Here is a 21,953-nt window from a genome sequence, read left to right as displayed (position 1 = left end):
CTATTGTGCTCCGCTATTGTCCTTGCGGCGCAGATACAGCCATGGCACGGTTTCCGGGTCGAATTGAGTGCGCTGATGCTTGTCGAAAAAGGGCGGCATATGGTCGCCAACGATCAATATGTCGGTATCGGGGAAATCCTTTGCGGTTATTTCCCGCACCATTGCGACATCAATATCGTTCCAGATCGCAAATTGGCGGCAAATCTGCGGAAATTCTTCGGCCAATTTGGGGGATACGCGCGCGCATTTATCGACATTCAGGTTCAGCCCCGGCGGTACCGGAAGATGCGAATTGAGCGTCAGCCAATAGAGGAAAGTCGGTTGTTTTGCGGCGCGTAGTTTCTCGCCCAATATCTTTACAACATCGCGGTCACAGGCCCCGGGGAACACGCCGCCGCATGGCCGGGCGCCTTGTCCTTTCAGGTCGCTGGCAAAGCTGCGTTTTTCAAATCCGATATTGGGATACCATTCTTCGCGCTTGAAAAAGGAGCCGACAAAGCTGTGCACCGCTTCGGTTGCATATCCTTTTTTGGCGAGCTGCGCCGGTAAGCAGCCTGCATCTTTTTTATCGAGCAAGTCATAATAATCACCCCAGCGCCCGCACAATTCGCGCACTTCACCGGCGGTGGTGCTGTTGTAAAAGGGCGTTGTCCCTTGCGACACATCATAGCGGGCACCGACCGCCGCGCTTTCTTTATAATGCGCGAATAGCAGCCGGTTCATCTCGGCATTATCCTTTGGCACGCCAAGCGATTCAACGATTACCAGCATCAGATGGCGTTTGCCATCTGTGCCCGCGATAAAGCCGCTTTTCGATGAAGCCGAGCCAAATACCGCGCCTTCGGGGGCGCTGCGGAAATAATGGCCGCGCATGTCTTTGCCCATTTGAATGTCAAGCGCCGCAAGGCTGAGGAACGCAGCCGCGCCGCCCAATATCATCCAAGGGTTGGCGAAATTTTGATCGCGGCGGATCACTTTGAACGCGAGCCCAAGGATCAGCAATATGACCACGCCAACGCCGATATATTCCACCGAATTTTCCGGCTTGAGCTCCAGGAAAAATTGGATCGAATAGAGCAATGATGACATCGTCAGGCTGAACAATCCGCCGACGAATTTCAGCACGGTCCAAACCATGAAGCCTGCAAAGCTGATGTAACGCAGCCAAAAGGGGAAGCGTTTGACGATCAGGCCAACGAAACCTGCCACAACAATGTCAAAAAAGCGCGGCGGCGCGCCGACAAACCAAAGCGCGACAAAGCCGATATTGGTCATAACGACCCAAGTGAGGAGCCAATTGCCAAAACGGCGCCATTCATCGTCAAAGGCAAAGGCCGGTTTGGTTTCGATCGCTGCGGCTGTCGTCACCGGAAAACTCCCCATTTACGCGCGGCATAAACCGCAACAAAGCTGATCGCTACTGCGGCGCCTTTGGCCGCGACGGCATGGATGCCAATTTCGGTGAGCAGAAATACGGTGGCAACGGTAATGCCCAGACCCAGCAGCGCCGATCCAGCAAATAAAACGCGTTGCCATTGCAAAGCAGCGCCCTCGCGGGTTTTGCCAGTGAATACGAAATTGGCGCTGACCATCCAATGGATCACTATTCCTGCGCAATATCCGATTGCCGAGGCATAGGCCGCCTCCATATGGAGCGCGACCGCGCTTGAAAATATCGCGACGTCAAAGGCAAGCGCAACGATGCTGGCCACCAGATACCGAGTGATGGTAAAACGGTGCCACAGGTCAAGCGCAGAGGATAGGGCGCGTTCCATGGATGTTATGCTGCTTTGCTATCGCTATTCTGGGCTTCATCGTCATCCTTGGCGATACGTTTTGGCACATCGCGTTCGGATTGCAGCGCGGCGGCTTGTCCTTCCGACAGCTCCGCGCCTTTGGCGGCGGGGGCTTCGGTAAAGACGGCTTTTTCGCCTTCGTCACCGCTTTCATGATATTCGGCGTCTTCGTTGACATTCCAGATATTATAGACCCGTGCACCGGCATCGATATTTTCGACGGTCAGCATCGCCGTCATCATGGCGTGATCCTGATTATTATAGCGGTGCATCCCGTTGCGGCCGACCATATGCAATGTTGGAAATTTGCTTTCCAGCTCGCTGCGCATCGCTTCTACATTGGCGGCATAGCTATCGTCATAAACAGGATAGGCTTTTTCCTGACGCACCACCACGCCGCGAATGACGTCTTCGGGTTTGCACAGGCCCAATATGCCCATTTCCTTTTTGCCAAGCTCAACCAAAGCTTCATCGGTTGACGACCAGAGGCCATCATTTTCGAAGCAGAAATATTCCAGGCCAACACAGGCAATCGATGGGTCGGGCACCATTTCTGGGGACCAGCTGCGATAATTTTGGACGCGGCCAACCTGCACCTTGCTGTCATGGATATAAATCCAATTGTCGGGGAACAGGTCATCCGATTTGATCATCAAAACAACTGTGAGGTAATCGCGATATTTCAGGTCCGACGCCTGCGGAATCGAGGTAGGCAGCGGATGGATACGCGCGGCCAGTTCGCGCATCGGCGCGCTGCTGATCACATGTTTGGCGGTAATCACCGTCTCGCTGCCATCGGTTTTTGTGGCGGTCATGCGCCAATTGCCAGCGGCATCCTGCGCCAATTGTTTGAAACTATGGCCCATCAGCACGTCATTGCCCGCCGCGCGAACCTTGTCCCGCGCCGCTTCCCACATCATGCCAGGACCAAGCCGGGGATAGCGGAAAGTTTCCAGCAAGGTTTTGGTCGCCATGCCGTCATTGGGCCGCTTATTCAGGCCTAGGCTGCGTTTCAATCCGTCGGTCACCGCGCTCCACAGTGACAGGCCCTTGATACGCTGCGCCGCCCAATCCGCGCTCATTTCGTCGCAGGGCATACCCCATACTTTCTCCGTATAGGTTTTGAAGAAGATCGAATACAGCTTGTAGCCGAATTGATTAACCGTCCAATCTTCGAAGCTTTTGATTGTCTTGTTGGGAAGCAGTTTCGCCTTCGCATAGCTCAGCATACACAGCGTTGAGCGATAGATGCCCAAGTTGAACAGCGCCTCAAACGCGCGCAACGGATAGCTGTAAAATTTGCCTTCATAATAAATGCGGCTCATCCGGGGGCGCTGAATAAAATCATCGGGCAGGATTTCGTTCCACAGGTCGACGACCTCTTTGGACTTTGAAAAAAAGCGGTGGCCGCCAATATCAAAACGATACCCGTCCACTTCGACCGTGCGGCTGATCCCGCCGACATAGCGTTCGTCTTTTTCAATAACGCTGACGGTATATCCTTTTTTGGACAGCAAATAGGCGGCGGTTAAGCCAGCTGGCCCCGCGCCGATAATCGCCACATCGACAATATTGGTATCTTTGGTCACGTTCACATCCCCAATTGATTTGTATAAATCCGGTGTTGAGGAAAGCTGTGAACGAAATATGCTAATGGATGGTTAACAAGCGGTTAGGAAATTGTGCCGAAATGGGATTTGTTTGGTGAACCGCCCCGACCTTAATCCTACCCCCGGTCCTTGGCCGCGCGTCTTTCGGCGAGCTGCTCTACGCTTGCGGCCCGCATAAACGGGTTGGTCGCTTTTTCCGCCGCGATGCTGGTGGGAACGGTTGGCTCGCCCTTCTCCCGCATCGCGTCAACTTGCTCCATGCGGGCCAATAAAGCGGCGTTATCCGGCTCGACCGTCAAAGCGAAACGGCCATTGCTTTGTGTATATTCATGCGCGCAATAAACGAGCGTGTCGTCGTCCAACGCCTCCAGCTTGCGCATATTGGCATACATTTGATCCGGCGTGCCTTCGAATAATCTGCCGCAGCCCATGGCGAATAATGTGTCGCCCACGAAAGCCGCTTTTTCGGAGGCGAAGTGATAGGCGATATGCCCCGCCGTATGCGCCGGAACATCTATCACGCGGGCATCGACATCGCCCAGCCGCACTATGTCGCCTTCGCGGACCAATATGTCGAGCGTGGGAATGCGCTCTGCTTCTGCTGCGGGGCCGGTGATGGTGCAGCCGGTTGCTTCCTTAATCGCCTTATTGCCGCCAGTATGGTCGGGATGCCAATGGGTGTTCCAAATTTGCGTTATCGTCCAGCCGCGCGCCTGCGCCTGTGCCAGGACCGGCTCGGCGACGGCGGGGTCCACCACCATTGTCTCGCCGCTTTTGGCTTCATGCACCAGCCAGACATAATTGTCGGATAATACCGGGATACGGACGACTTCGATCGCCATCACCATTCCCCGACATTGGGCATGGAGGCCCATGGTTCCTGCGGCGGCAGATTTCCGTCTTGTAACAGCTCAACCGAAATCCCGTCCGGGCTGAGCACAAAGGCCATATGCCCGTCGCGCGGCGGGCGGTTGATCGTCACGCCCGCATCCATCAGCCGCTGACAGGTTTCATAAATGTCATCGACGCGGTAGGCCAGATGCCCGAAATTGCGCCCACCGGAATAGCTTTCGGGCGCGCCGCCATCTTCGGGCGGCCAATTATAGGTGAGTTCGACCTCGGCAAGTCCGGCTTGCCCCGGGGCGGCCATAAAGATCAGTGTGAAACGCCCGGCCTCGACATCGAAACGGCGCACTTCCTCCAATCCAATCAATTTGAAAAAATCGGTGGCGGCATCGGGATCGCTGACGCGGATCATGCTATGTAGATATTTGACGGACATCGTAACTCCATTCATCGCTGTTCAGAAACGGTTCATCGCGGATAGCGCATTTCGCCGATCAGGGTGCTTCGCAATATTTGGACCGGAATAAAGGCATATACAAGCCCCCGGCCCGCTTTTTAGGACGGAGTGTAGGATGGTACAGGAAGATCAAAATAACAATGCGCCAAAAACGGGATTATTGGCGCGGATCAGCAACGATAATCGTAAGGCTTGGCTGGCGGGCAGTGCGCTGCTCGCAGGCGGCCTGATTATCGGCGGCTATTTAATGGGTGATGGGCTGGTGCGGATGAAGGGCGCGGACCGCGCGGTTACCGTGCGCGGATTGGATGAACGCGATGTAACAGCCGACCTTGCGACTTGGACGATCGCTTATTCGGCAACAACCGGCGATTTGCAGAGCGCGCAGGCAAAGGTGGACCGCGATACACAATCGATCCGGGCATTTTTCAAAATATTGGGTTTTGACGGCGAAGCGATCCAGCCAACCGGGGCCAACGTCACCAGCTATATCAACAATGGGGTTGCCACCTATACCGTGAAGCAGCGGATGAGCCTGCGCACCACCGACATTAAAAAGGCTCAGGCGGCGGTCAAACGGCAATTTGACCTAGTCAAAAGCGGCGTGGAAATGGAGGAAGGATCGGGCATGACCTTCACCTTTACCAAGCTGAACGACATCAAACCGCAGATGATTGCAGCAGCGACCAAAGACGCCCGCAAATCGGCCGAACAATTTGCTAAGGATAGCGGCACCGGCGTCGGCAGCATCAAATCGGCAACGCAGGGCTATTTTGAAGTCACCTCACGCGACGGCGATTCCGGCGGCTGGGGCGTGGCCGATTCGCCCTATAAAAAGGTCCGCGTGGTCACCACTGTGGAATATTATCTCGATTAACCCGCAGGCGCTGTCCTGCGGGATTATGGGCCGAGCGGGGGTTTTGCTAGGGGCGCCCGCTCGGTTCGCCCATCGGCGTTGACTGCGGCGCAGGGGTGCCCCGCGATGTCAGGCCAAAATGGTGATGCTAGCGTGTTTCACTGCCTGTGTCGGCGGCATTTGCTTCGATTGCATCCAGCTCGCTCAGCAATATTTTGGCGGCCTGTGCCTGCGGGCTGTCGGGGGCGATTTTGATGACTTGCTGCCATTGTTCGCGGGCGATGCGATAGGCACCAGCGGCGGCCGCAATATTGCCCGCCTCCAACGCCACTGCCGCGTCGCTGGGCGACAGGTCCGCTGCGGTTTTGATGTAATTTTGGGCATTCGCCAGATCACCGCTGCGCCGCGCCAATGTAGCGGATAACAGCCATGCCAAGCCATTATCCGGCGTGATCCGGCGGACTTCGGCCAAATCAGCATTGGCAGCGGCCACATCATCCTCGGCCACATCATTACCGTCGGCACCATCACTGGCAACCTGCGCTCTTGCCCGGTCGATCAGGATTTCGGCGCGTTTCTGCGGGGGTTGCCCGGCCCCGTCCAATGCTTTGGTCAGATAGGTTATGGCATTTGCGTTTTGTCCAGCGGCGATAGCGGCATTGCCCGCTTGCGCCCATAAATTTGCAGCGCGGTCGTCCTTTGCAGATGCGGCGAGCGCGGCGGCTTTCGCAAAAATATCGGCGGCTTTGGGATAATCGCGCGCCGACGCATGCGCCTCTGCTTGGCAAATATCGGCCAGATACCCACCGCCTGCACGGGTCATTATATCGGCATTGACAATCGCCGAGTTGGGGTCGCTGCGTGCCAGCTTTATGCAATCGCGCAGCTGCACTTCCTGAAAACTCGGCAAGGCTGCGCTTTGGAGCAGCAATAATGCGGTCAAAAACATGGGCCTTAAATTATCCTTTTGATGGTCAGGCCGGCATTTGGCTGAGGATATTGAGCAGCAGGTCAATATCCTGATCGCGGGAAAGCCGGTGGTCGCCATCTTTTACCAGCATTATCTGCACGTCGGATGAACGCAGCGCCGCGGCCAGCTGTAAGGAAATGTCAAACGGCACATCGGCGTCGCATTGCCCGTGCAGCAGGCGAACCGGACAATCAATTGCGATGGTGGCGCCCAGCATCAGCTGGCTTTGCCCATCTTCAAACAGCTTCCGATAAGTCGGCGTGGGTTCAGGGCCATAGGGGTTATCTTCATACACCACGCCTTGTTCCAATAGGGTTCGTTTTTGCGCTTCGCTATAACCCCAATTGGTAAAGTCCGGCGCAGCGGCAATGCCGATCATCCCTGTAACCCGGTCCCCCAATGCCAGCGCCAGCAGCAGCATCAGCCACCCGCCCATCGATGATCCGATCAGCAACACTGGCCCTGTAACCACCGCGGCCAAAATAGTCACTACATCGTCCCGCCAAACCGTGAAGCTGCCATCGGCAAAATCGCCGCCGCTTTCGCCGCAGCCCGAATAATCCAGCCGCAACATGGCGCGGCCGTTTGCCCGTGCCCATGCCTCGACCGCCTGCGCTTTGCCGCCCTGCATATCCGACATATAACCGGGCAGGAACAGGATCGCCGGGCCATCGCCGGGACTGTAGCGATAGGCGAGGCGGACGCCATCTGCGCGGGTCACAAAATCGGGCGGGGACGGGGCCTGATCCATCTCCATGACTAGATGATATATTCGATGCTGTGCATTTCGCCATTGGCCTTGCGCTTGGCCTCGCGCTGTTCGACCACGCTATCATTTAATTTGCGGATCGTGCTGCTGCCCGTGCTTTTGCAAAGGCCGGGGATGATGGCGTGAACGACTGCGCCCATACCCCCCCAAATCATCCGCAACCCAAATTTCGCGGCAAAGCGGAAATGTTCCAAATAGCTTTCATCAACGGTTTTCGGATGGTCAATGAACAGGCGCTTGAACATTTTCAGGGCTACTCCTTTGGGTCAGGGCCCCTATAATCGGGGCCATTTATGGCTTTTCCTTAGGATCCTTTTGCCCAAAGTCAAAACCGAAACCCGATTTCACATCTTTATCATCGCGGCACATATTACGCAGGTCATTCCATTCGGCCTTGGTCAATACGGGGCGGTAAGATTTTCCTTTAATCAGGCTTTTTTCAAATTGCGCCTTGCGATTTTCCGACAGCGGGTGGCTGGATAAATATCCCATCAGGGTTCCCGCATTATTCGTTTTTACGTCGGCTTTTTGTCCCTTGCCATTTTTGGCCGCGCCATCTTGCTCCCGCTCTTCCTCAAAGCTTTCCAATTGCGCGAGCTTGTCGAAAAACTGGGCGGTGGGAATGGGCGAAATATCGGACCGGGCGAGCGCTTTGATGGCGTGATTATCGGCCTCCGTTTCCGCCGCGCGGCTATAGCCCATGGATAACAGGCCGTTGAGCGTGCCGCCGACATTACCGTCCAGCCCGCCCATGACAACGCTTAAACCCATTTGCCGGATCAACGACTGCATCACATGGCGTTCGCGCACATGACCAATTTCATGGGCCAGCACGCCCGCGACCGCGTCGGCGGACGGGGTATCCTGCAACAATCCGTTGAAGATAATGACTTTCCCGCCGGGCAGGGCGACGGCGTTAATCATATCGATATTGGCCACCTCAATATCAATGTCGCTGACATTTTCATCAAGCTGACTAGCGAGCTTGGTCAATGCCTGCTTGCCCGGTTTGGTGTCGCAAAACCGGCCGCCAAAATCGCCGACCAGCGCGTTGCCCAATTGCTTCTCCACGCTCGGCGGAACCAGCGGCGCGAGCCATTGCGGGCTCCATAATATCACCGCAACGACGGCGGCGCTGACACCTGCAAAAACGACTATCGCTTTGCCGAGCCCAATTTTGTCAATCCACCGGCCATATTGACCGCGCGCCGGCAGCAAGCCCTCCAGCTCCGCCGGGACGGACCCTTGCATGCCCATGCGCCAACCGTCGATATCATCATGCTTATAGACATGGGAAACACCCTGTTGCCCCGCATAATGCAAATCGGCAAAGGCATAGGGGCCATGACGGCGTTCGACTTCGGCCAGATAGAAATTCTTGCCAATGGCTTGAATCTCTACATCGCGCCGCGCCGCCGTTTTGCCGTCATAAAACCATGCCTTTAACGACATTTATATCGCACCCACATCAAAGGCGTCGAGCAATCCTTCGCCATGTTTCGCGGTCGTTGTTTCCGATTGGGTTAGCTCATCGAGGTTAATTTCGCCGTAGCATTGCAAATAGGTGATGAAAAAACGCCAATGCCGGTACCGGATAAACGGCCCGATCAGCAGGAAGGGAATGACCGCGAAAATTATCATCGGAACAAACAGCGTCAGATAGACAGCGGCCGCATCGTCGCCCGGCTGCGGAAATTGAAAATCATTTAACCAGCCGACGGTTCCGGCCAGCGCGATCGCGGGCAGGGCGACCGCCGCCGCCGCCAGTAACCACAGGCCCGCATCGCCCAGGAACAGGATCAACCAATCCTTCGTCCGCGCCGAAAATCCGAAATCAAGCTTTTGCAGGGATAAACCGTCAATCGCCACACGGAAAAATTTGGCGTAAAATGCCATGGCGATCAGGCCAAGCCCGATGTAGAAAAACAACACCAACCCAATTACCGATACCGCTGCGGTGGTGGGTGATCCCATACCGACTGACACGGCACCGGCGAAAAAGCCGCCCACGATCAGAAGGAACGGTGACAGGTAAAAGAGCAAATAGCGTTTGAATGTATCGCTATAATCGCCAATCGCGTGGAATTGATGCTGGCCAAAACTCATTTTGCCCCAGCGTTCATTCCATAGCGACATCATCGACCATGGAATAAGCAGACCCATTACCGCATATCCGATGAAGGTTTTCCACATATAGGACACGCCGTAGCCCAACCCCTGATCATCGCTGCCGCCCCGGATCCCGTGCCAATAAGTGCGCGACAAACGATACCGCAGCGCGCGATAGCGGGCGAGGCCAGTGATGTAGAATATCAATATGAACAACACCATAGTCAGCGAACCCGCCGCCGCCAATTGATCACGCGCGACCAAGGCCTGCTGCAAAAATTGGATGCCGAGCAAAGGCACAAAAAACAGGATGATAACAAGGACAAAGCCGATCAGCAATTCAAGGCCCGTGCCCGTCCATTCCAGCCGGTCATCAATGAAACGGGTTTCGGCCCATAAATATTTGCGTTCCCGCGTCGTCGCCCAAAAACGATAGACGCCGAGCGTCACGATCGTCAGCAGCAAATTGGTGAGCGCAATTTTACCAAACGCGGCCCAATTGCCCTTAAATTCAAACGCGCTGCCCTCTGGCGTGGCCGGTGTTTCCTTGTCAATATGACCGTGCATACCCTTTGATCCCCTTATGCAAACCGAAAGTCATTTGTTCGCAGTTATACAGGGGGACTGTCAAGCGGGATAACAGAGGCGCAGCGGCGTTATTGGTGCAATATTGAAACGCAGGCGCTTGCAACGGCGCCGACCAACGGGCACATTCACCCGCCCCGCCGGATAATCTCATTGTCGAGCGTGTCGCGTTTATGGATCCAGTCGTTCAGTTCGGGGGAACGCTCTTCGGCGGGGAGATCATATTCCTGCTGTATCATTTTGTCATAGCTGTCCATTGCACCGCGCAGTTTTTGGATGGCGGCGGCATTTTGGCGGGCTTTTGCTTTTTCGGTCTCGGCCAGATGCTCGGTAAAATCCATATCGGCGGCGAACGGGCCAAAACGGCGGGATTGTGTCTGACGCAGCAAGAAGGTGAGCAGCCGGTTGTCATACCAGCGGGTTTCGCCCACCTTCTCGCCCTTATAATAATGCGGCACCGCAACGCCGTTCACCGCCCGATCCATTGCTATATCCTGAAGCCGTGCAAAACCGCAATTTTGCGCCTTGTCCCATGCCTCGGCAAATTCCTCTGCGCCATCGGCATCGCGCAGACGGTAGGCGCTGATCCGGTTCATGCCCACCCGTTCAGCCGCGGCAGAGACAATCCCGCAATCGGCCAGCGCCGCGATAAATTCGCGTTGCCGCGCCGCGCTCCACCCGTCGGCACGGCTACGTTTGCGGGGGACGGGGGTGAAGGGGAAGCTATTTGACATAAGGACAATATAACCATATAGGTTCGTAAATGTCAATATATTTTCCAAATACCATCCTTATCCGCCTATGCGCCGCCCTGCGCGGCTTTTTGCCTCGCCGCCTGTTTCCCTTTTTCTTTTATGATGCTGTTGCTTTTGTAGCTTTAACAGGATGGTATCTCGCTTATCTGCTCTTGCCGCGTGGGGACAAACTCGGCATAGGATTTGGCCATGACACAGATGATACAAATTACCCTTCCCGATGGCTCTCTGCGCGAGGTGGAAAGCGGCACGACGCCGGGCGATATTGCCGCTGCCATTGGCCCTGGCCTTGCCAAGGCAGCGATTGCCGCGCGCGTCGACGGGGAGCTATATGATATTATGCGCCCCTTGGAACGCGACGCCGCTTTGGCGCTTATCACCGCCCGGGATGAGGCCGATGCGTTGGAGCTCGCCCGGCATGATTTTGCCCATGTGCTGGCCGAAGCGGTGCAGGCGCTGTATCCCGGCACGCAAATCACGTTTGGCCCCGCCACCGATGACGGATTTTATTATGATGTCATGGCCCCTGCCTCGCGCGGGCCGTTTACCACCGACGATTTGCCCGCGATCGAAGAAAAAATGCGCGAGATAATCCGCGCCGACAAACCGCTGCGCCGCGAGGTTTGGAGCCGCGCCGACTTGATCGCCAAATGGGAAACGGACGGCGAAGCGTTTAAGGCGGAATGGGCAAAGGAGCTGCCCGAAAATGAGGAGCTTACGGTATATTGGTCAGGGGATAATTGGCTTGATATGTGCCGCGGGCCGCATCTTGCCAGCACTGGAAAGCTGGACCCCGATGCGTTCAAACTCACCCGCGTGGCTGGGGCCTATTGGCGCGGGGATCAACGCAATGCGCAGCTGACCCGCATTTACGGCACTGGCTGGCTCAACAAGAAACAGCTGAACGCGCATCTGACCATGCTGGAGGAAGCGGCAAAGCGCGACCACCGGCGGCTGGGTCAGGAAATGGACCTGTTCCATTTGCAGCATGAAGCGCAAGGCAGCGTCTTCTGGCATCCGCATGGCTTTACCATCTGGCGCCAGCTGGAGGCTTATATGCGCCGCGCAATCGATGATGGCGGTTATAATGAGATTAAAACGCCGCAGCTGATGGATGTGCGGCAATGGGAACAATCGGGCCATTGGGGCAAATATGCGGAAAATATGTTCGCGGTGCCCGATATTGTGCCCGATGGCGAAGATGGCTCGCCCCACATTGCCGATGACGCCGCTTGGATGGCGATGAAGCCGATGAATTGCCCGGCGCATATCCTAGTGTTCAAACAGGGTATCAAAAGCTACCGCGATTTGCCGCTGCGCCTGTATGAAAATGGCTGTTGCCACCGCAATGAACCGCATGGCGCGCTGCATGGATTGATGCGGGTGCGGCAATTTACGCAGGATGATGCGCATATTTTCTGCCGCGAGGATCAAGTGGTGGAGGAGGTGCGCAAATTCTGCGCGCTGGCCGACCGTATCTATCAGGATTTCGGATTTACCTATCAGGTCAAATTGGCGCTGCGCCCCGAAAAACGCTTTGGCAGCGACGCCGATTGGGACAAGGCGGAACAGGAAATGCGCGATGCGGTGGCCGCAGCGGGCATGGATAATGCGGAATATGGCTGGGAAGAGCTGCCCGGTGAAGGGGCATTTTATGCGCCTAAGCTGGAATGGCATTTAACCGACGCCATTGGCCGCACATGGCAAGTCGGCACGATACAGGGGGACCGCGTGCTGCCCGACCGGCTCGATGCCAGTTATGTCGGTGAGGATGGCGCACGCCACCGCCCCGTTATGCTGCACCGTGCGATCTTTGGATCTTACGAACGCTTTATCGGCATATTGATCGAACATTTCGCGGGCCGCATGCCCGTTTGGCTCGCGCCGGTTCAGGCGGTAGTAGCGACAATTGTGTCCGATGCCGATCCCTATGCCGAAACCGTAATGGCAAAGCTGAAAGCCGCAGGCATCCGGGTAGAAAGCGATTACCGCAATGAAAGCATAAATTATAAGGTGCGCGAACATAGCGTCGCCAAAGTCCCGCACATATTGGTGATCGGCAAACGCGAAGCCGAAGAGGGCAAGGTGGCGATCCGCACCTTGGGTAGCCAAGGGCAGCGGATTATGAGCGTAGACGAAGCGGTGGCAATGCTGTCCGAAGAAGCGACGCCGCCGGATTTGAAAGGACACCGATCATGAAGAAATTAGCTTTACTGCCGCTTTTGCTGCTTGCCGCCTGTACGCAGCCGGAACATGACCCCAACGCCGGCGAACGGGTGCCGGATCCAGAGGCCGCTGCGCCCGATACAGCGGGGATGAACGAAGCTCAAAAAGCCTATACCGCCGCCAATGACAAAATGCATAAAGGCATGGGCGATATTCCCGCGGATGCCGACGAAGCCTTTATGCGCGGCATGATCCCGCATCATCAAGGTGCAGTGGAAATGGCGGAAATTGCCTTGAAATATGGCAAGGACCCGGAAAGCCGGGCGTTGGCCGAGGCGGTGATCAAAGCGCAAAAAGCCGAGATTGCGCAAATGGAAGCTTGGTTGAAAAAACGGGGGATTGATCCTGCGGCGGCGGGCAGCGATGCTGTGGACCATGCAGCCATGGGGCATTGATAATCAATAGGGGGGAGAGGTTATATGTTGATTTGGGGTTCAAAGGGTAAAATGGTCGCCGCCGGTGATGGCGGCACGCAATATTGCGATGTGTGCAAGGAACAGCGCAGCTTCACCCATTTTGCCAGTTACAAAATGCGGCATATTTGGTTTGTGATCCGGTGGGCCACGGGCCTGCAATATCATCGGCGCTGCGCCACCTGTCACAATCTTTACGATATGCCCGCGCCGGTGCAGACAGACGGCCTATCGGGTGAGGCGGTCAAATCCAAAAGCCCGGTTCCGTTTTTTGACCGCTGGGGCTGGGCAATAGCCGCCGGAGCGATTGTCCTATTCATCGCCTCTGCCGTGGTTACTGGCAATCGGGAGAAGGCAGAAGAAAAATTGCTGATCGCCGCGCCAAAGGCAGGAGATATTTATCAGGTTGCGGTCGACCGGTTCATCCCAGAAGCAGAAAGCCAAAGCCTGGGATCAGATTATGGCGTGGTGCGCGTCGAACGGGTTGACGGGGATAGGGTAACGCTGTCGCTGCCCCGGACAGTATATAACCGCGCAAAAGGAGCCCGTCAGGATATCAGCAGCGGTCAGGCGCGTTCCGATACATATTATGAAGGCACAATTGAAATGCCACTTGCGACCCTAAAAGCGCGGCATGACGACGGCGCCATTTCGAATGTGGTCCGGTAGCGAAATATGCTGCGGCGCGGAAAGAATGTGGTCGTTACCGCTGGTCTGGGCACATCAATCGTGCCGCTCCGCTATGGTGCGCCGCCTGATGTGTGGCTGGTCACTTTGAAAAGAGCTGGCGGCAGCGAGGCAGTGCATTAGGATTCGATTAACCATGTTCTTTAGCCCCGCTTTCGGCATTGCTCGCTACGTCCATGTTAACCATGCGACCGCTGACGATCCTTTTGCTCTTGCTAGCTTTCTTGCACTCGGTATCCGCACGGGCCTTGAACGAAGACCTGCAATGTGTGCCCTATGCGCGGGCGCTGACCGGCATAGAAATACGCGGCGATGCGCACACATGGTGGGATCAGGCGCAGGGGCGCTATCAACGCGGGGAAAAGCCGCGTGTTGGCGCGATCATGTCTTTTCGTCCGCATGGATCGATGCAATTGGGCCATGTCGCTGCCGTGCGTCAGATTATCGACAGCCGGACCGTCATCATCAGCCATGCAAATTGGTCGACGATCAACGGCAAGCGCGGCCATGTTGAAGAAAATGTCAAGGTTGTCGATGCCTCCGACGCGGGCGATTGGAGCCGGGTGCGCGTATGGTACACCCCCAATGATGCGCTGGGCACGACCGAATGGCCGCTCAATGGATTTATCTATCCCAAACAGCGGCGCAGCGACCATGAGGCACTTTTGGCACTGGCGCAGCTTTTGGGGGGTAATGCACGGATCACTCCGGCCGGACAGCGCCAAGGTGAGGTGCGCGTCGCCGTCAAAGCAGACACCGCGCTGGCCCGCAGCTTTAACTTGTCAAGCCGGACCCTTTCGGAAGTCACGAGCAAAGCGGCCAATGAACAAAAAACCACATGGCCCCGCCCCGCAGCTCCGATAGGGAGAATGACGAAACCTGCACCCACCGCAGATAAGGACGTGATCGGCGACCTAATCGGATCGCTGGGCAATTAAGCGGCCAATAGCCCCGCCTTCTGAAGCAATTTGATTTGGTGGTCCCCGAGCAGACCGTTGAATGTTTTCTGTCGTCCGCTTTTTAAGATAGTATAGCCCCCTTGTCCCCGCTTAAGACCGCCTGGCCCACATAAGGAATCCCCAACAGTGCGCAATTTCATGACCTTGTCGGCCTTAGCTTTGCCAAAATGCACCTTGCGTATCTCGACAAGCATTGACGAAAAATTTTCTCCCGACGACGTTAGCGCCCTAATCTCAACAATAGCTTGAGAGTTTTGGGCGAAGTTTATGAAATCCTCTTCTTGCTGCTTTTCAATTTCAATTCTCTCCTCGTCTGTCAGCGACTGCGGTGGAGGTGGACTGCAAGCCAGACCGGGGTATGAAGAAGCCAAAATCAACACTCCTATTGCCTTACTGATTTGCATATTAACCTCCCCACTTCCTCTGCTTTCGCCCGTACCGCATTTTCCGCGTTCCGGGCATGCCTTCGGTTGACCGTCCCTTGGGCGTAGCTTTCCGGTCATCAGCTGGCAACCCCAGCTCGTCCGCTTCCAGTTTACGGATTTCGTCGCGTAGCCGTCCGGCTTCTTCAAATTCCAGGTCAGCAGCGGCGGCACGCATTTTGTTTTCCAGCTCCTCAATATAAGCGCGCAGATTATGACCCACGAGGTTATTCTCGCCCTCGGCATCTATCTCCACCAGCACGCCGTCGCGCGATGCGGTGTCGGCGACGATATTATGGATATCGCGTTTGATGGTGGCCGGCGTAATGCCATGCAGTTCATTATAGGCTTTCTGCTTCTCTCGCCGCCGGTCGGTCTCTGCCAGCGCTCGCTCCATGCTCCCTGTCATCCGGTCGGCATAAAGGATCACGCGGCCATCGACATTGCGCGCCGCGCGTCCGATCGTTTGGATGAGCGAGGTTTCGCTGCGCAAAAATCCTTCCTTGTCAGCATCCAATATCGCGACGAGTCCGCATTCGGGAATGTCCAGCCCTTCGCGCAGCAGGTTGATGCCCACCAGCACATCATACACGCCAAGCCGCAGGTCGCGGATCAGCTCAATCCGCTCGAGCGTCTCGACATCGCTGTGCATAAAACGCACGCGAAGCCCAGCCTCATGCATGAACTCGGTCAAGTCTTCGGCCATGCGTTTGGTCAGCGTGGTGACCAGTGTGCGGTAACCGGCTTCTGCCGTTTTGCGGCATTCGTTGATGCAGTCCTGCACTTGATCCTCGACCGGTTTGATCTCGACCGGCGGATCAATCAAGCCGGTGGGGCGGATGACCTGTTCGGCAAACACGCCGCCCGATTGCTCCATCTCCCAATTGCCGGGAGTGGCGGAGACAGAAACGGTTTGCGGGCGCATCGCATCCCATTCGTTGAAACGCAGTGGGCGGTTGTCGATACAACTGGGCAAGCGGAATCCATATTCGGCCAGCGTCAATTTGCGCCGATGGTCGCCCTTTGACATAGCGCCAATTTGCGGGATAGTCTGGTGGCTTTCATCAACAAAGAGCAGAGCATTTTCGGGCAGATATTCGAACAGCGTCGGCGGCGGTTCACCGGGCAAGCGGCCTGTTAGGAAACGGGAGTAATTTTCAATCCCGGCGCAGCTTCCGGTTGCGGCGATCATTTCCAAATCAAAATGCGTGCGCTGTTCCAGTCGTTGATGTTCAAGCAGCTTGCCTTCTGCCTCCAATTCTTTCAACCGCTCGGCCAGTTCAAATTTAATCGCTTCGGTGGCTTGCTTCATAGTCGGACCAGGGGTCACATAATGGGAATTGGCATAGACCCGAACGCTGTTCAACTTTGCGCCAGTGGTTCCGGTCAGCGGATCAAATTCGGCAATCTCTTCTATTTCATCGCCAAAAAAACTAATCCGCCATGCCATATCCTCATAATGGGATGGGAAGATTTCCAGATTGTCGCCGCGCACCCGGAAATTGCCCCGCGCGAAAGCATGGTCATTGCGTTTATATTGGAGCGCGACAAGCTGGCGGATCAATTCGCGCTGGTCAGTGCTCGTGCCTTTTTTGAGGTCGAAAATCATCGCCGAATAGGTTTCGACGCTGCCTATGCCGTAAATACAGGATACCGATGCAACGATAAGAACATCGTCGCGTTCCAATAGCGAACGAGTTGCCGAATGGCGCATCCGGTCGATCGCCTCATTTACGCTCGATTCCTTTTCGATATAGGTATCGCTGCGCGGCACATAGGCTTCGGGTTGGTAATAGTCGTAATAGCTGACGAAATATTCAACCGCATTATCGGGAAAGAAGCTTTTAAACTCGCCATATAACTGCGCGGCGAGGATCTTATTGGGGGCTAACACCAAGGCCGGGCGTTGCAACTCTTCAATCACCTTAGCCATCGTGAAGGTTTTTCCTGACCCCGTTACACCCAGCAGAACCTGATCCTTTTCCCCGGCCAACGCGGTTTGAACCAGTTCCTTAATCGCGGTCGGCTGATCCCCTGCTGGTTGATAATCCGACACAATGCGGAATGGCCGTCCGCCCTCAAGCTTTGGCGGACGTTCGGGCCGGTGCGGAACAAAATTATTCTGTGTATCGGGTTCTTCAAGCCCCCGCCTTATGATCAATTCTGACATATACCCTATATGCGCCCGGTAACGGCGGCTGTCATCCCCTGAGCATAGAAAATTCCGCCGCAAACCGATTGCCTTTTCGGTTGGCGCACGACATGGTGAAGCATAGAGGCGGGAGGAGCTTATTTTGCGTTATTTTGCGATATCAGATATAATTTCAGTATGATGATGGCCGGACGCCTTTACGCTATGCCCGCCGCGCTGCTTCTGGCCGCGACGCTGCTGTCATCTTGCTCACGCGAGGACGAGCCGCAACGATCACAGGTGGAGGCGAGCGCTCTGCCGATGAAACCGGGGCTGTGGAAAAGCGAGGCGGAGTTTACCGATGCTGAAATGACGGGAATAGGTGACAAGAGGAAACAGGAACTGCTTGCCGAAATGTCCAACCGGCTGTCTGGGGAGTCTTGTCTCACGCCGGAACAGGCGAAAAAGCCGGATGCGAATTTCTTTGCCGGTGGGCAGAGCGATGATTGCAAATATAGTAAATTTGAGGTGACCGATGGCCGATTGGATGTAGCGGTCAGTTGTTCGGTTAAATCGATGGCCACGCTGGATATGTCGATGACTGGGCTGGTATATGAAAGCGAATATAATCTCGACATTCAACCCGAGCTGCGCCTGCCGATGATCGGCAAGGTGACATTGAACGGCAAGATCAAGGGACGCTACCTGGGACCATGCGGCTCCGGGCTGTAACGGCTGCGCTATCCGTTTTTGCGGTGGCAGGGTGCGCTCCTATGACGTCGCAGCCGATATTACCTGCGCCAGCCCCGGTCAGCGGGTCTGTGCAGCCTGCACGGGTCAGCTTGCGGGTAACCCCCGATGGCAAGCTGTTTAGCAAGATAAGCGGCCATGCAGGAACAATGGACCGGATGGTGGCTGCAGACGATCCTGTCCGCATTGCGTCAATCTCAAAACTGGTGACGGCATTAGGGGTAATGGTTCTGGTCGATGACGCCACGCTCGACCTTGACCGGGATGTGGGCGATTATCTGGGGCAGCCTTTTCGTAATCCTAATTTTCCGGATCGTCCGATCAGCTTGAGGATGCTGTTATCGCACACATCCGGTTTGCGCGATGGCGGGGAATATTTCCTACCACTCGATGGAAAATGGACAGACTTGGTTGCGGGCCGCGCGGCTTGGGATAGCGCACATCCGCCGGGTGAATATTTTAGCTATGCCAATCTCAATTCACCGATTGTCGCGGTCATAATGGAACGCGCAACTGGTGAGCGCTTCGACCATTTGATGCAGCGGCTGGTAATGAAACCTTTGGGGCTCAACGCCTGTTTCAATTGGAGCGGCTGTGATGTCATAAGCCGCCAGCAGGCGGTCACCTTGCTGCGCCCGGATGGGGAATTGGCCAAGGATGCACCATGGACGCAAAGCGAGGAAGAATGCGTGTTCGTCGCTGCGACAAACGGAGGGTGTGACATCCGTTTATATGTGACCGGCGAGAATGGATCTAGCTTTGGCCCGCAAGGCGGCCTGCGCATATCGGCGCGCGATCTTCTGAAAGTCGCAAATGTGCTCACAAATAGAGGTGCCCCGTTATTTTCGGAGAAAAGCTTTTCCGAAATGACAAAACCTTATTGGCGTTTTGATGGGCAAAATGGGGACGTCGAGGGCGGCGCATTTCATGCTTATGGCCTTGGGATAGATATCCAGCCGGGCGGTTGGATCGGCCATGTTGGCGACGCATTCGGACTGCGCGCTGGCCTGTGGGTGAACCAGGGGAGCGGTGAAAAACGGGTGCAATTTGTAACCATGGTGGACGAAAAGCTGCCCGTTGGCCGCTGTCTCGATAATTGTCCATAAAGGCCCATATCGTGAGCAGCGCGCCCCTATTGGGAAATAGGCGGCTGATAGCTGAATAGCCCTCAGCCACCCATAACCGAACTCATTATTCAGCAGGCAAAATGTCAGGCTTGCCTTTTTCGCCGCGTGTTTTCCAAAGCGACCAACCGACACCGCCCGCAATCAGACCAGCTGTGACAATCAAGCTCAGCACCGGCGGAAATTTACCGCCGTCGAGCAGGAAGTCTGCAACGAATATCTTACTGCCAATGAATACCAGCACCAAAGCCAGCGCATATTTCAGATAATGGAAACGATGCACCATGGCCGCCAGCGCAAAATAGAGCGCCCGGAGACCCAAAATCGCCATTATGTTGCTGGTATAGACAATGAATGTATCGGTAGTGATTGCGAAAATCGCCGGTACACTGTCGATTGCGAACACGAGGTCAGCCAGATTGATGACGATCAACGCCAATAATAACGGCGTGATCGCGCGAACCATTTTTCCGCTTTTTTCGTCCTGCACTTTAACGATAAATTTTTCGCCATGCAGCTCTGGTGTGACGCGCATATGTTTTGAAATCCAGCGAACCACCGGATTTTTCGAAACATCCATTTCCTGCTCGCCAGAGAATAGCATTTTGATGCCAGTCGCAACTAAGAAGGCCGCGAAAATATAGAGCGTCCAGTAGAAATTTTGAACGAGTGCCGCGCCGCCGGCGATCATCAAGCCGCGTAGGACGATTACCGCCAAAATGCCCCAGAGCAATGCTCGATATTGATATTTGGCAGGGATAGCAAAATAGCTGAAGATCAAACTGATCACGAAGACGTTATCAATGGACAGCGCTTTCTCAATGAAGAAGCCCGTATAATATTTCATCCCCAGATCGGCGCCGCGGGCAAACCATATCCAGATACCAAACAGCAGCGCGATGCTGATGTAAAAAACGGAAAGCTTCAGGCTCTCCGAAATGCCCATTTCCTTGTCCTCTTTATGCAAGATGCCAAGGTCGAAAGCTGTGAGAGCGATGACGATGCCGATAAACGCGGCCCAGAACCAAATTGGCGTTCCCAGCCAGTCCATGAATAGAAAATCCATCAAAAATCCATTTCTTATAACAATGATATCGGGCCATTATGATCCGGCGAGGGGGTGCCGAGGTCATAACAGCCCGCTTATGCTCCACCTGTTAAGATGTAGCAAAGTTGTGTAGATGTGTTTTACGCTCCGGTGGTTCGTGGCCCGGATGCAAGGCGCGCAAGCCGATCTTTAACGGCCAGCTTTAGCCTTTTTAGCCGCTGAATCTGCAGCATATCCGGCCAGCGGCGAGCCATCTCGGCGCGCAATTTGCTGTCCAATTTCTGATGATATTGCATCAAACGGAATATATTTTGTGACACTGATTTTCTCCTCAAGAACTAAAATGTTCAATCGGATGAACCGGTCACAGCCAAGGGCTTGTTTGGGAAGGGAGGGTAAGACGCCCAAAGCCATGCACCGGTTCTATCCGATGCGGCCGACATCACGCTATCTCATTCCCGAAGACCTGCGAAGATCACTTTGGCAAATGAGACGAGCGCCAGAGGGGCCCGGTCCGCACTGTTTAATTAGAGTGATTCGTTCTAATTAGCAAGCGAAACCGGTTGTCATTTGTCGATAAATATTGGCTGTTAGTCGCGCAGAAGCTCATTAATTCCAGTTTTACTGCGGGTTTGCGCGTCCACTGTTTTGACGATAACTGCGCAATATAATGCCGGTGATGGGGCCGCCGCGCCCGCTGGGTCAGTGACAGAAGGCATAGATCCGGGAACGACAACTGCATAGGGCGGAACTTTACCAATATGAATTTCGCCGGTTTTGCGGTCGATTATTTTGGTCGATGCGCCCAGATATACTCCCATGGAAAGCACGGCACCTTCGCCGACAATGACACCTTCGGCCACTTCGCTGCGCGCGCCAATGAATGCGCCATCCTCGATGATGACAGGGCCAGCCTGCAGCGGCTCTAACACGCCGCCAATGCCTGCTCCGCCCGAGATATGGACATTTTTGCCAATCTGTGCGCAGCTGCCAACGGTGGCCCATGTGTCAACCATTGTGCCTTCATCGACATAAGCACCGATATTGACGAAGCTGGGCATCAAGACGACGCCTTTGGCGATATAGCTGCCGCGCCGCGCGGTCGCACCGGGGACAACGCGAAAGCCAGCATCGCGAAAGCGATTTGCGTCCCAACCTTCAAATTTGCTCGGAACCTTATCAAAGGCGGGCGCTCCAGCGGCCCCGCCATCCATGACCACATTGTCATTGAGACGGAAAGACAGCAGCACCGCTTTTTTCAGCCATTGGTTGACGGTCCATTCGCCACCGGATTTTTCCGCCACCCTGACCTTGCCTGCATCCAGCATGGCCAAGGCTTCATTGACCGCGTCGCGCACTTCGCCCGCGGTGCCATGGTTTATCTCTGCGCGATTTTCCCAAGCGGCATCGATGATTTGGGCAAGCTGAGCGGTCATAATA

The 21,953-nt window shown here is 55.2% G+C and carries 24 protein-coding genes; 8 read left to right on the top strand and 16 right to left on the bottom strand.

Annotated elements, in window-relative coordinates; translation table 11 throughout:
* The 5 genes from ACFOWX_RS11620 to ACFOWX_RS11600 form a co-directional block, all read right to left on the bottom strand.
* Window positions 1–1,368, bottom strand: coding sequence for a sulfatase-like hydrolase/transferase (locus ACFOWX_RS11620; RefSeq protein ID WP_381424271.1), 1,368 nt, complete (start codon window positions 1,366–1,368; stop codon window positions 1–3).
* Window positions 1,365–1,775, bottom strand: coding sequence for a GtrA family protein (locus ACFOWX_RS11615; RefSeq protein WP_381424268.1), 411 nt, complete (start codon window positions 1,773–1,775; stop codon window positions 1,365–1,367). Before ACFOWX_RS11615 ends, ACFOWX_RS11620 begins: the two co-directional genes overlap by 4 nt.
* Window positions 1,776–1,780: 5 nt before the next feature.
* Complete coding sequence (locus ACFOWX_RS11610) at window positions 1,781–3,385, bottom strand: NAD(P)/FAD-dependent oxidoreductase (RefSeq protein WP_381424266.1); 1,605 nt, start codon at window positions 3,383–3,385, stop codon at window positions 1,781–1,783.
* Window positions 3,386–3,522: 137 nt separating this feature from the next.
* Complete coding sequence (gene gloB, locus ACFOWX_RS11605; protein ID WP_381424264.1) at window positions 3,523–4,254, bottom strand: hydroxyacylglutathione hydrolase; 732 nt, start codon at window positions 4,252–4,254, stop codon at window positions 3,523–3,525.
* Window positions 4,248–4,688, bottom strand: coding sequence for a VOC family protein (locus ACFOWX_RS11600; protein WP_381424262.1), 441 nt, complete (start codon window positions 4,686–4,688; stop codon window positions 4,248–4,250). The genes gloB and ACFOWX_RS11600 overlap by 7 nt, the downstream gene beginning before the upstream one ends.
* 136 nt (window positions 4,689–4,824) lie before the next feature.
* On the opposite strand from ACFOWX_RS11600, the gene ACFOWX_RS11595 reads away from it, so the two are divergent.
* The gene (locus ACFOWX_RS11595) at window positions 4,825–5,586 is read left to right on the top strand and encodes an SIMPL domain-containing protein (RefSeq protein ID WP_381424260.1); all 762 of its coding nucleotides are present in this window, start codon (window positions 4,825–4,827) and stop codon (window positions 5,584–5,586) included.
* A gap of 127 nt (window positions 5,587–5,713) precedes the next feature.
* Here the strand turns inward: ACFOWX_RS11595 and ACFOWX_RS11590 are convergent, their stop codons facing one another.
* The 6 genes from ACFOWX_RS11590 to ACFOWX_RS11565 all read right to left on the bottom strand — a co-directional run bounded on the left by ACFOWX_RS11590 (window position 5,714) and on the right by ACFOWX_RS11565 (window position 10,768).
* The gene (locus tag ACFOWX_RS11590; RefSeq protein ID WP_381424259.1) at window positions 5,714–6,508 is read right to left on the bottom strand and encodes a hypothetical protein; all 795 of its coding nucleotides are present in this window, start codon (window positions 6,506–6,508) and stop codon (window positions 5,714–5,716) included.
* 31 nt (window positions 6,509–6,539) lie between these two features.
* Window positions 6,540–7,286, bottom strand: coding sequence for an alpha/beta hydrolase (locus ACFOWX_RS11585; protein WP_381424257.1), 747 nt, complete (start codon window positions 7,284–7,286; stop codon window positions 6,540–6,542).
* Window positions 7,287–7,294: 8 nt separating this feature from the next.
* A complete protein-coding gene (locus tag ACFOWX_RS11580; protein ID WP_381424255.1) occupies window positions 7,295–7,549 on the bottom strand; it encodes a DUF6356 family protein in 255 nt (84 codons plus the stop codon).
* Window positions 7,550–7,595: 46 nt separating this feature from the next.
* On the bottom strand, window positions 7,596–8,756 hold the full coding sequence (locus tag ACFOWX_RS11575) for a M48 family metallopeptidase (protein ID WP_381424253.1): 1,161 nt from the start codon (window positions 8,754–8,756) through the stop codon (window positions 7,596–7,598).
* On the bottom strand, window positions 8,757–9,980 hold the full coding sequence (locus ACFOWX_RS11570) for a YjgN family protein (RefSeq protein WP_381424251.1): 1,224 nt from the start codon (window positions 9,978–9,980) through the stop codon (window positions 8,757–8,759).
* Window positions 9,981–10,126: 146 nt separating this feature from the next.
* The gene (locus ACFOWX_RS11565; RefSeq protein WP_381424249.1) at window positions 10,127–10,768 is read right to left on the bottom strand and encodes a hypothetical protein; all 642 of its coding nucleotides are present in this window, start codon (window positions 10,766–10,768) and stop codon (window positions 10,127–10,129) included.
* A 174-nt stretch (window positions 10,769–10,942) separates the two neighbouring features.
* On the opposite strand from ACFOWX_RS11565, the gene thrS reads away from it, so the two are divergent.
* From thrS to ACFOWX_RS11540, 5 genes are all read left to right on the top strand, one after another.
* A complete protein-coding gene (gene thrS / locus ACFOWX_RS11560; RefSeq protein ID WP_381424247.1) occupies window positions 10,943–12,952 on the top strand; it encodes a threonine--tRNA ligase in 2,010 nt (669 codons plus the stop codon).
* Window positions 12,949–13,374, top strand: a complete 426-nt coding sequence (gene copM, locus ACFOWX_RS11555; protein WP_381424245.1) for a CopM family metallochaperone — start codon at window positions 12,949–12,951, stop codon at window positions 13,372–13,374. Before thrS ends, copM begins: the two co-directional genes overlap by 4 nt.
* 24 nt (window positions 13,375–13,398) lie before the next feature.
* The gene (locus ACFOWX_RS11550) at window positions 13,399–14,061 is read left to right on the top strand and encodes a hypothetical protein (protein WP_381424243.1); all 663 of its coding nucleotides are present in this window, start codon (window positions 13,399–13,401) and stop codon (window positions 14,059–14,061) included.
* Window positions 14,062–14,067: 6 nt separating this feature from the next.
* Window positions 14,068–14,202, top strand: a complete 135-nt coding sequence (locus ACFOWX_RS11545) for a hypothetical protein (RefSeq protein ID WP_381424242.1) — start codon at window positions 14,068–14,070, stop codon at window positions 14,200–14,202.
* A gap of 125 nt (window positions 14,203–14,327) precedes the next feature.
* Entirely contained in the window at window positions 14,328–15,017 is a 690-nt protein-coding gene (locus tag ACFOWX_RS11540; protein ID WP_381424239.1) for a CHAP domain-containing protein, read from the top strand.
* On the opposite strand, the gene ACFOWX_RS11535 is transcribed toward ACFOWX_RS11540, so the two are convergent.
* Both ACFOWX_RS11535 and uvrB read right to left on the bottom strand, forming a co-directional pair.
* A complete protein-coding gene (locus tag ACFOWX_RS11535) occupies window positions 15,014–15,442 on the bottom strand; it encodes a hypothetical protein (RefSeq protein ID WP_381424237.1) in 429 nt (142 codons plus the stop codon). The two genes, ACFOWX_RS11540 and ACFOWX_RS11535, sit on opposite strands and share 4 nt — an antisense overlap.
* Before the next feature lies 1 nt (window position 15,443).
* Window positions 15,444–17,630 (bottom strand): excinuclease ABC subunit UvrB, encoded by a 2,187-nt coding sequence (gene uvrB, locus ACFOWX_RS11530; protein WP_381424235.1) that lies wholly within the window; start codon window positions 17,628–17,630, stop codon window positions 15,444–15,446.
* Window positions 17,631–17,789: 159 nt separating this feature from the next.
* Between uvrB and ACFOWX_RS11525 the strand changes: the two genes are divergently transcribed.
* The gene (locus ACFOWX_RS11525) at window positions 17,790–18,323 is read left to right on the top strand and encodes a DUF3617 domain-containing protein (protein ID WP_381424233.1); all 534 of its coding nucleotides are present in this window, start codon (window positions 17,790–17,792) and stop codon (window positions 18,321–18,323) included.
* Between the two features lie 41 nt (window positions 18,324–18,364).
* Window positions 18,365–19,447, top strand: a complete 1,083-nt coding sequence (locus tag ACFOWX_RS11520; RefSeq protein ID WP_381424231.1) for a serine hydrolase domain-containing protein — start codon at window positions 18,365–18,367, stop codon at window positions 19,445–19,447.
* Window positions 19,448–19,532: 85 nt separating this feature from the next.
* Here ACFOWX_RS11520 and ACFOWX_RS11515 read toward each other — a convergent pair whose 3' ends face one another.
* The 3 genes from ACFOWX_RS11515 to dapD all read right to left on the bottom strand — a co-directional run bounded on the left by ACFOWX_RS11515 (window position 19,533) and on the right by dapD (window position 21,949).
* Window positions 19,533–20,531 carry a TerC family protein gene (locus tag ACFOWX_RS11515; RefSeq protein WP_381424229.1) on the bottom strand — a complete coding sequence of 333 codons (999 nt, stop codon included), beginning with the start codon at window positions 20,529–20,531 and terminating at the stop codon, window positions 19,533–19,535.
* 122 nt (window positions 20,532–20,653) lie between these two features.
* A complete protein-coding gene (locus ACFOWX_RS11510) occupies window positions 20,654–20,767 on the bottom strand; it encodes a DUF465 domain-containing protein (RefSeq protein ID WP_381425043.1) in 114 nt (37 codons plus the stop codon).
* A 336-nt stretch (window positions 20,768–21,103) separates the two neighbouring features.
* A complete protein-coding gene (gene dapD / locus ACFOWX_RS11505; RefSeq protein WP_381424227.1) occupies window positions 21,104–21,949 on the bottom strand; it encodes a 2,3,4,5-tetrahydropyridine-2,6-dicarboxylate N-succinyltransferase in 846 nt (281 codons plus the stop codon).
* Window positions 21,950–21,953 lie beyond the last annotated feature (4 nt).

It is taken from the genome of Sphingorhabdus arenilitoris, from assembly GCF_042651485.1.
Classification (GTDB): domain Bacteria; phylum Pseudomonadota; class Alphaproteobacteria; order Sphingomonadales; family Sphingomonadaceae; genus Sphingorhabdus_B; species Sphingorhabdus_B arenilitoris.
The sequence above is the reverse complement of the archived record's forward strand: the minus strand, read 5'-3'. Positions and strand labels throughout refer to the sequence as shown.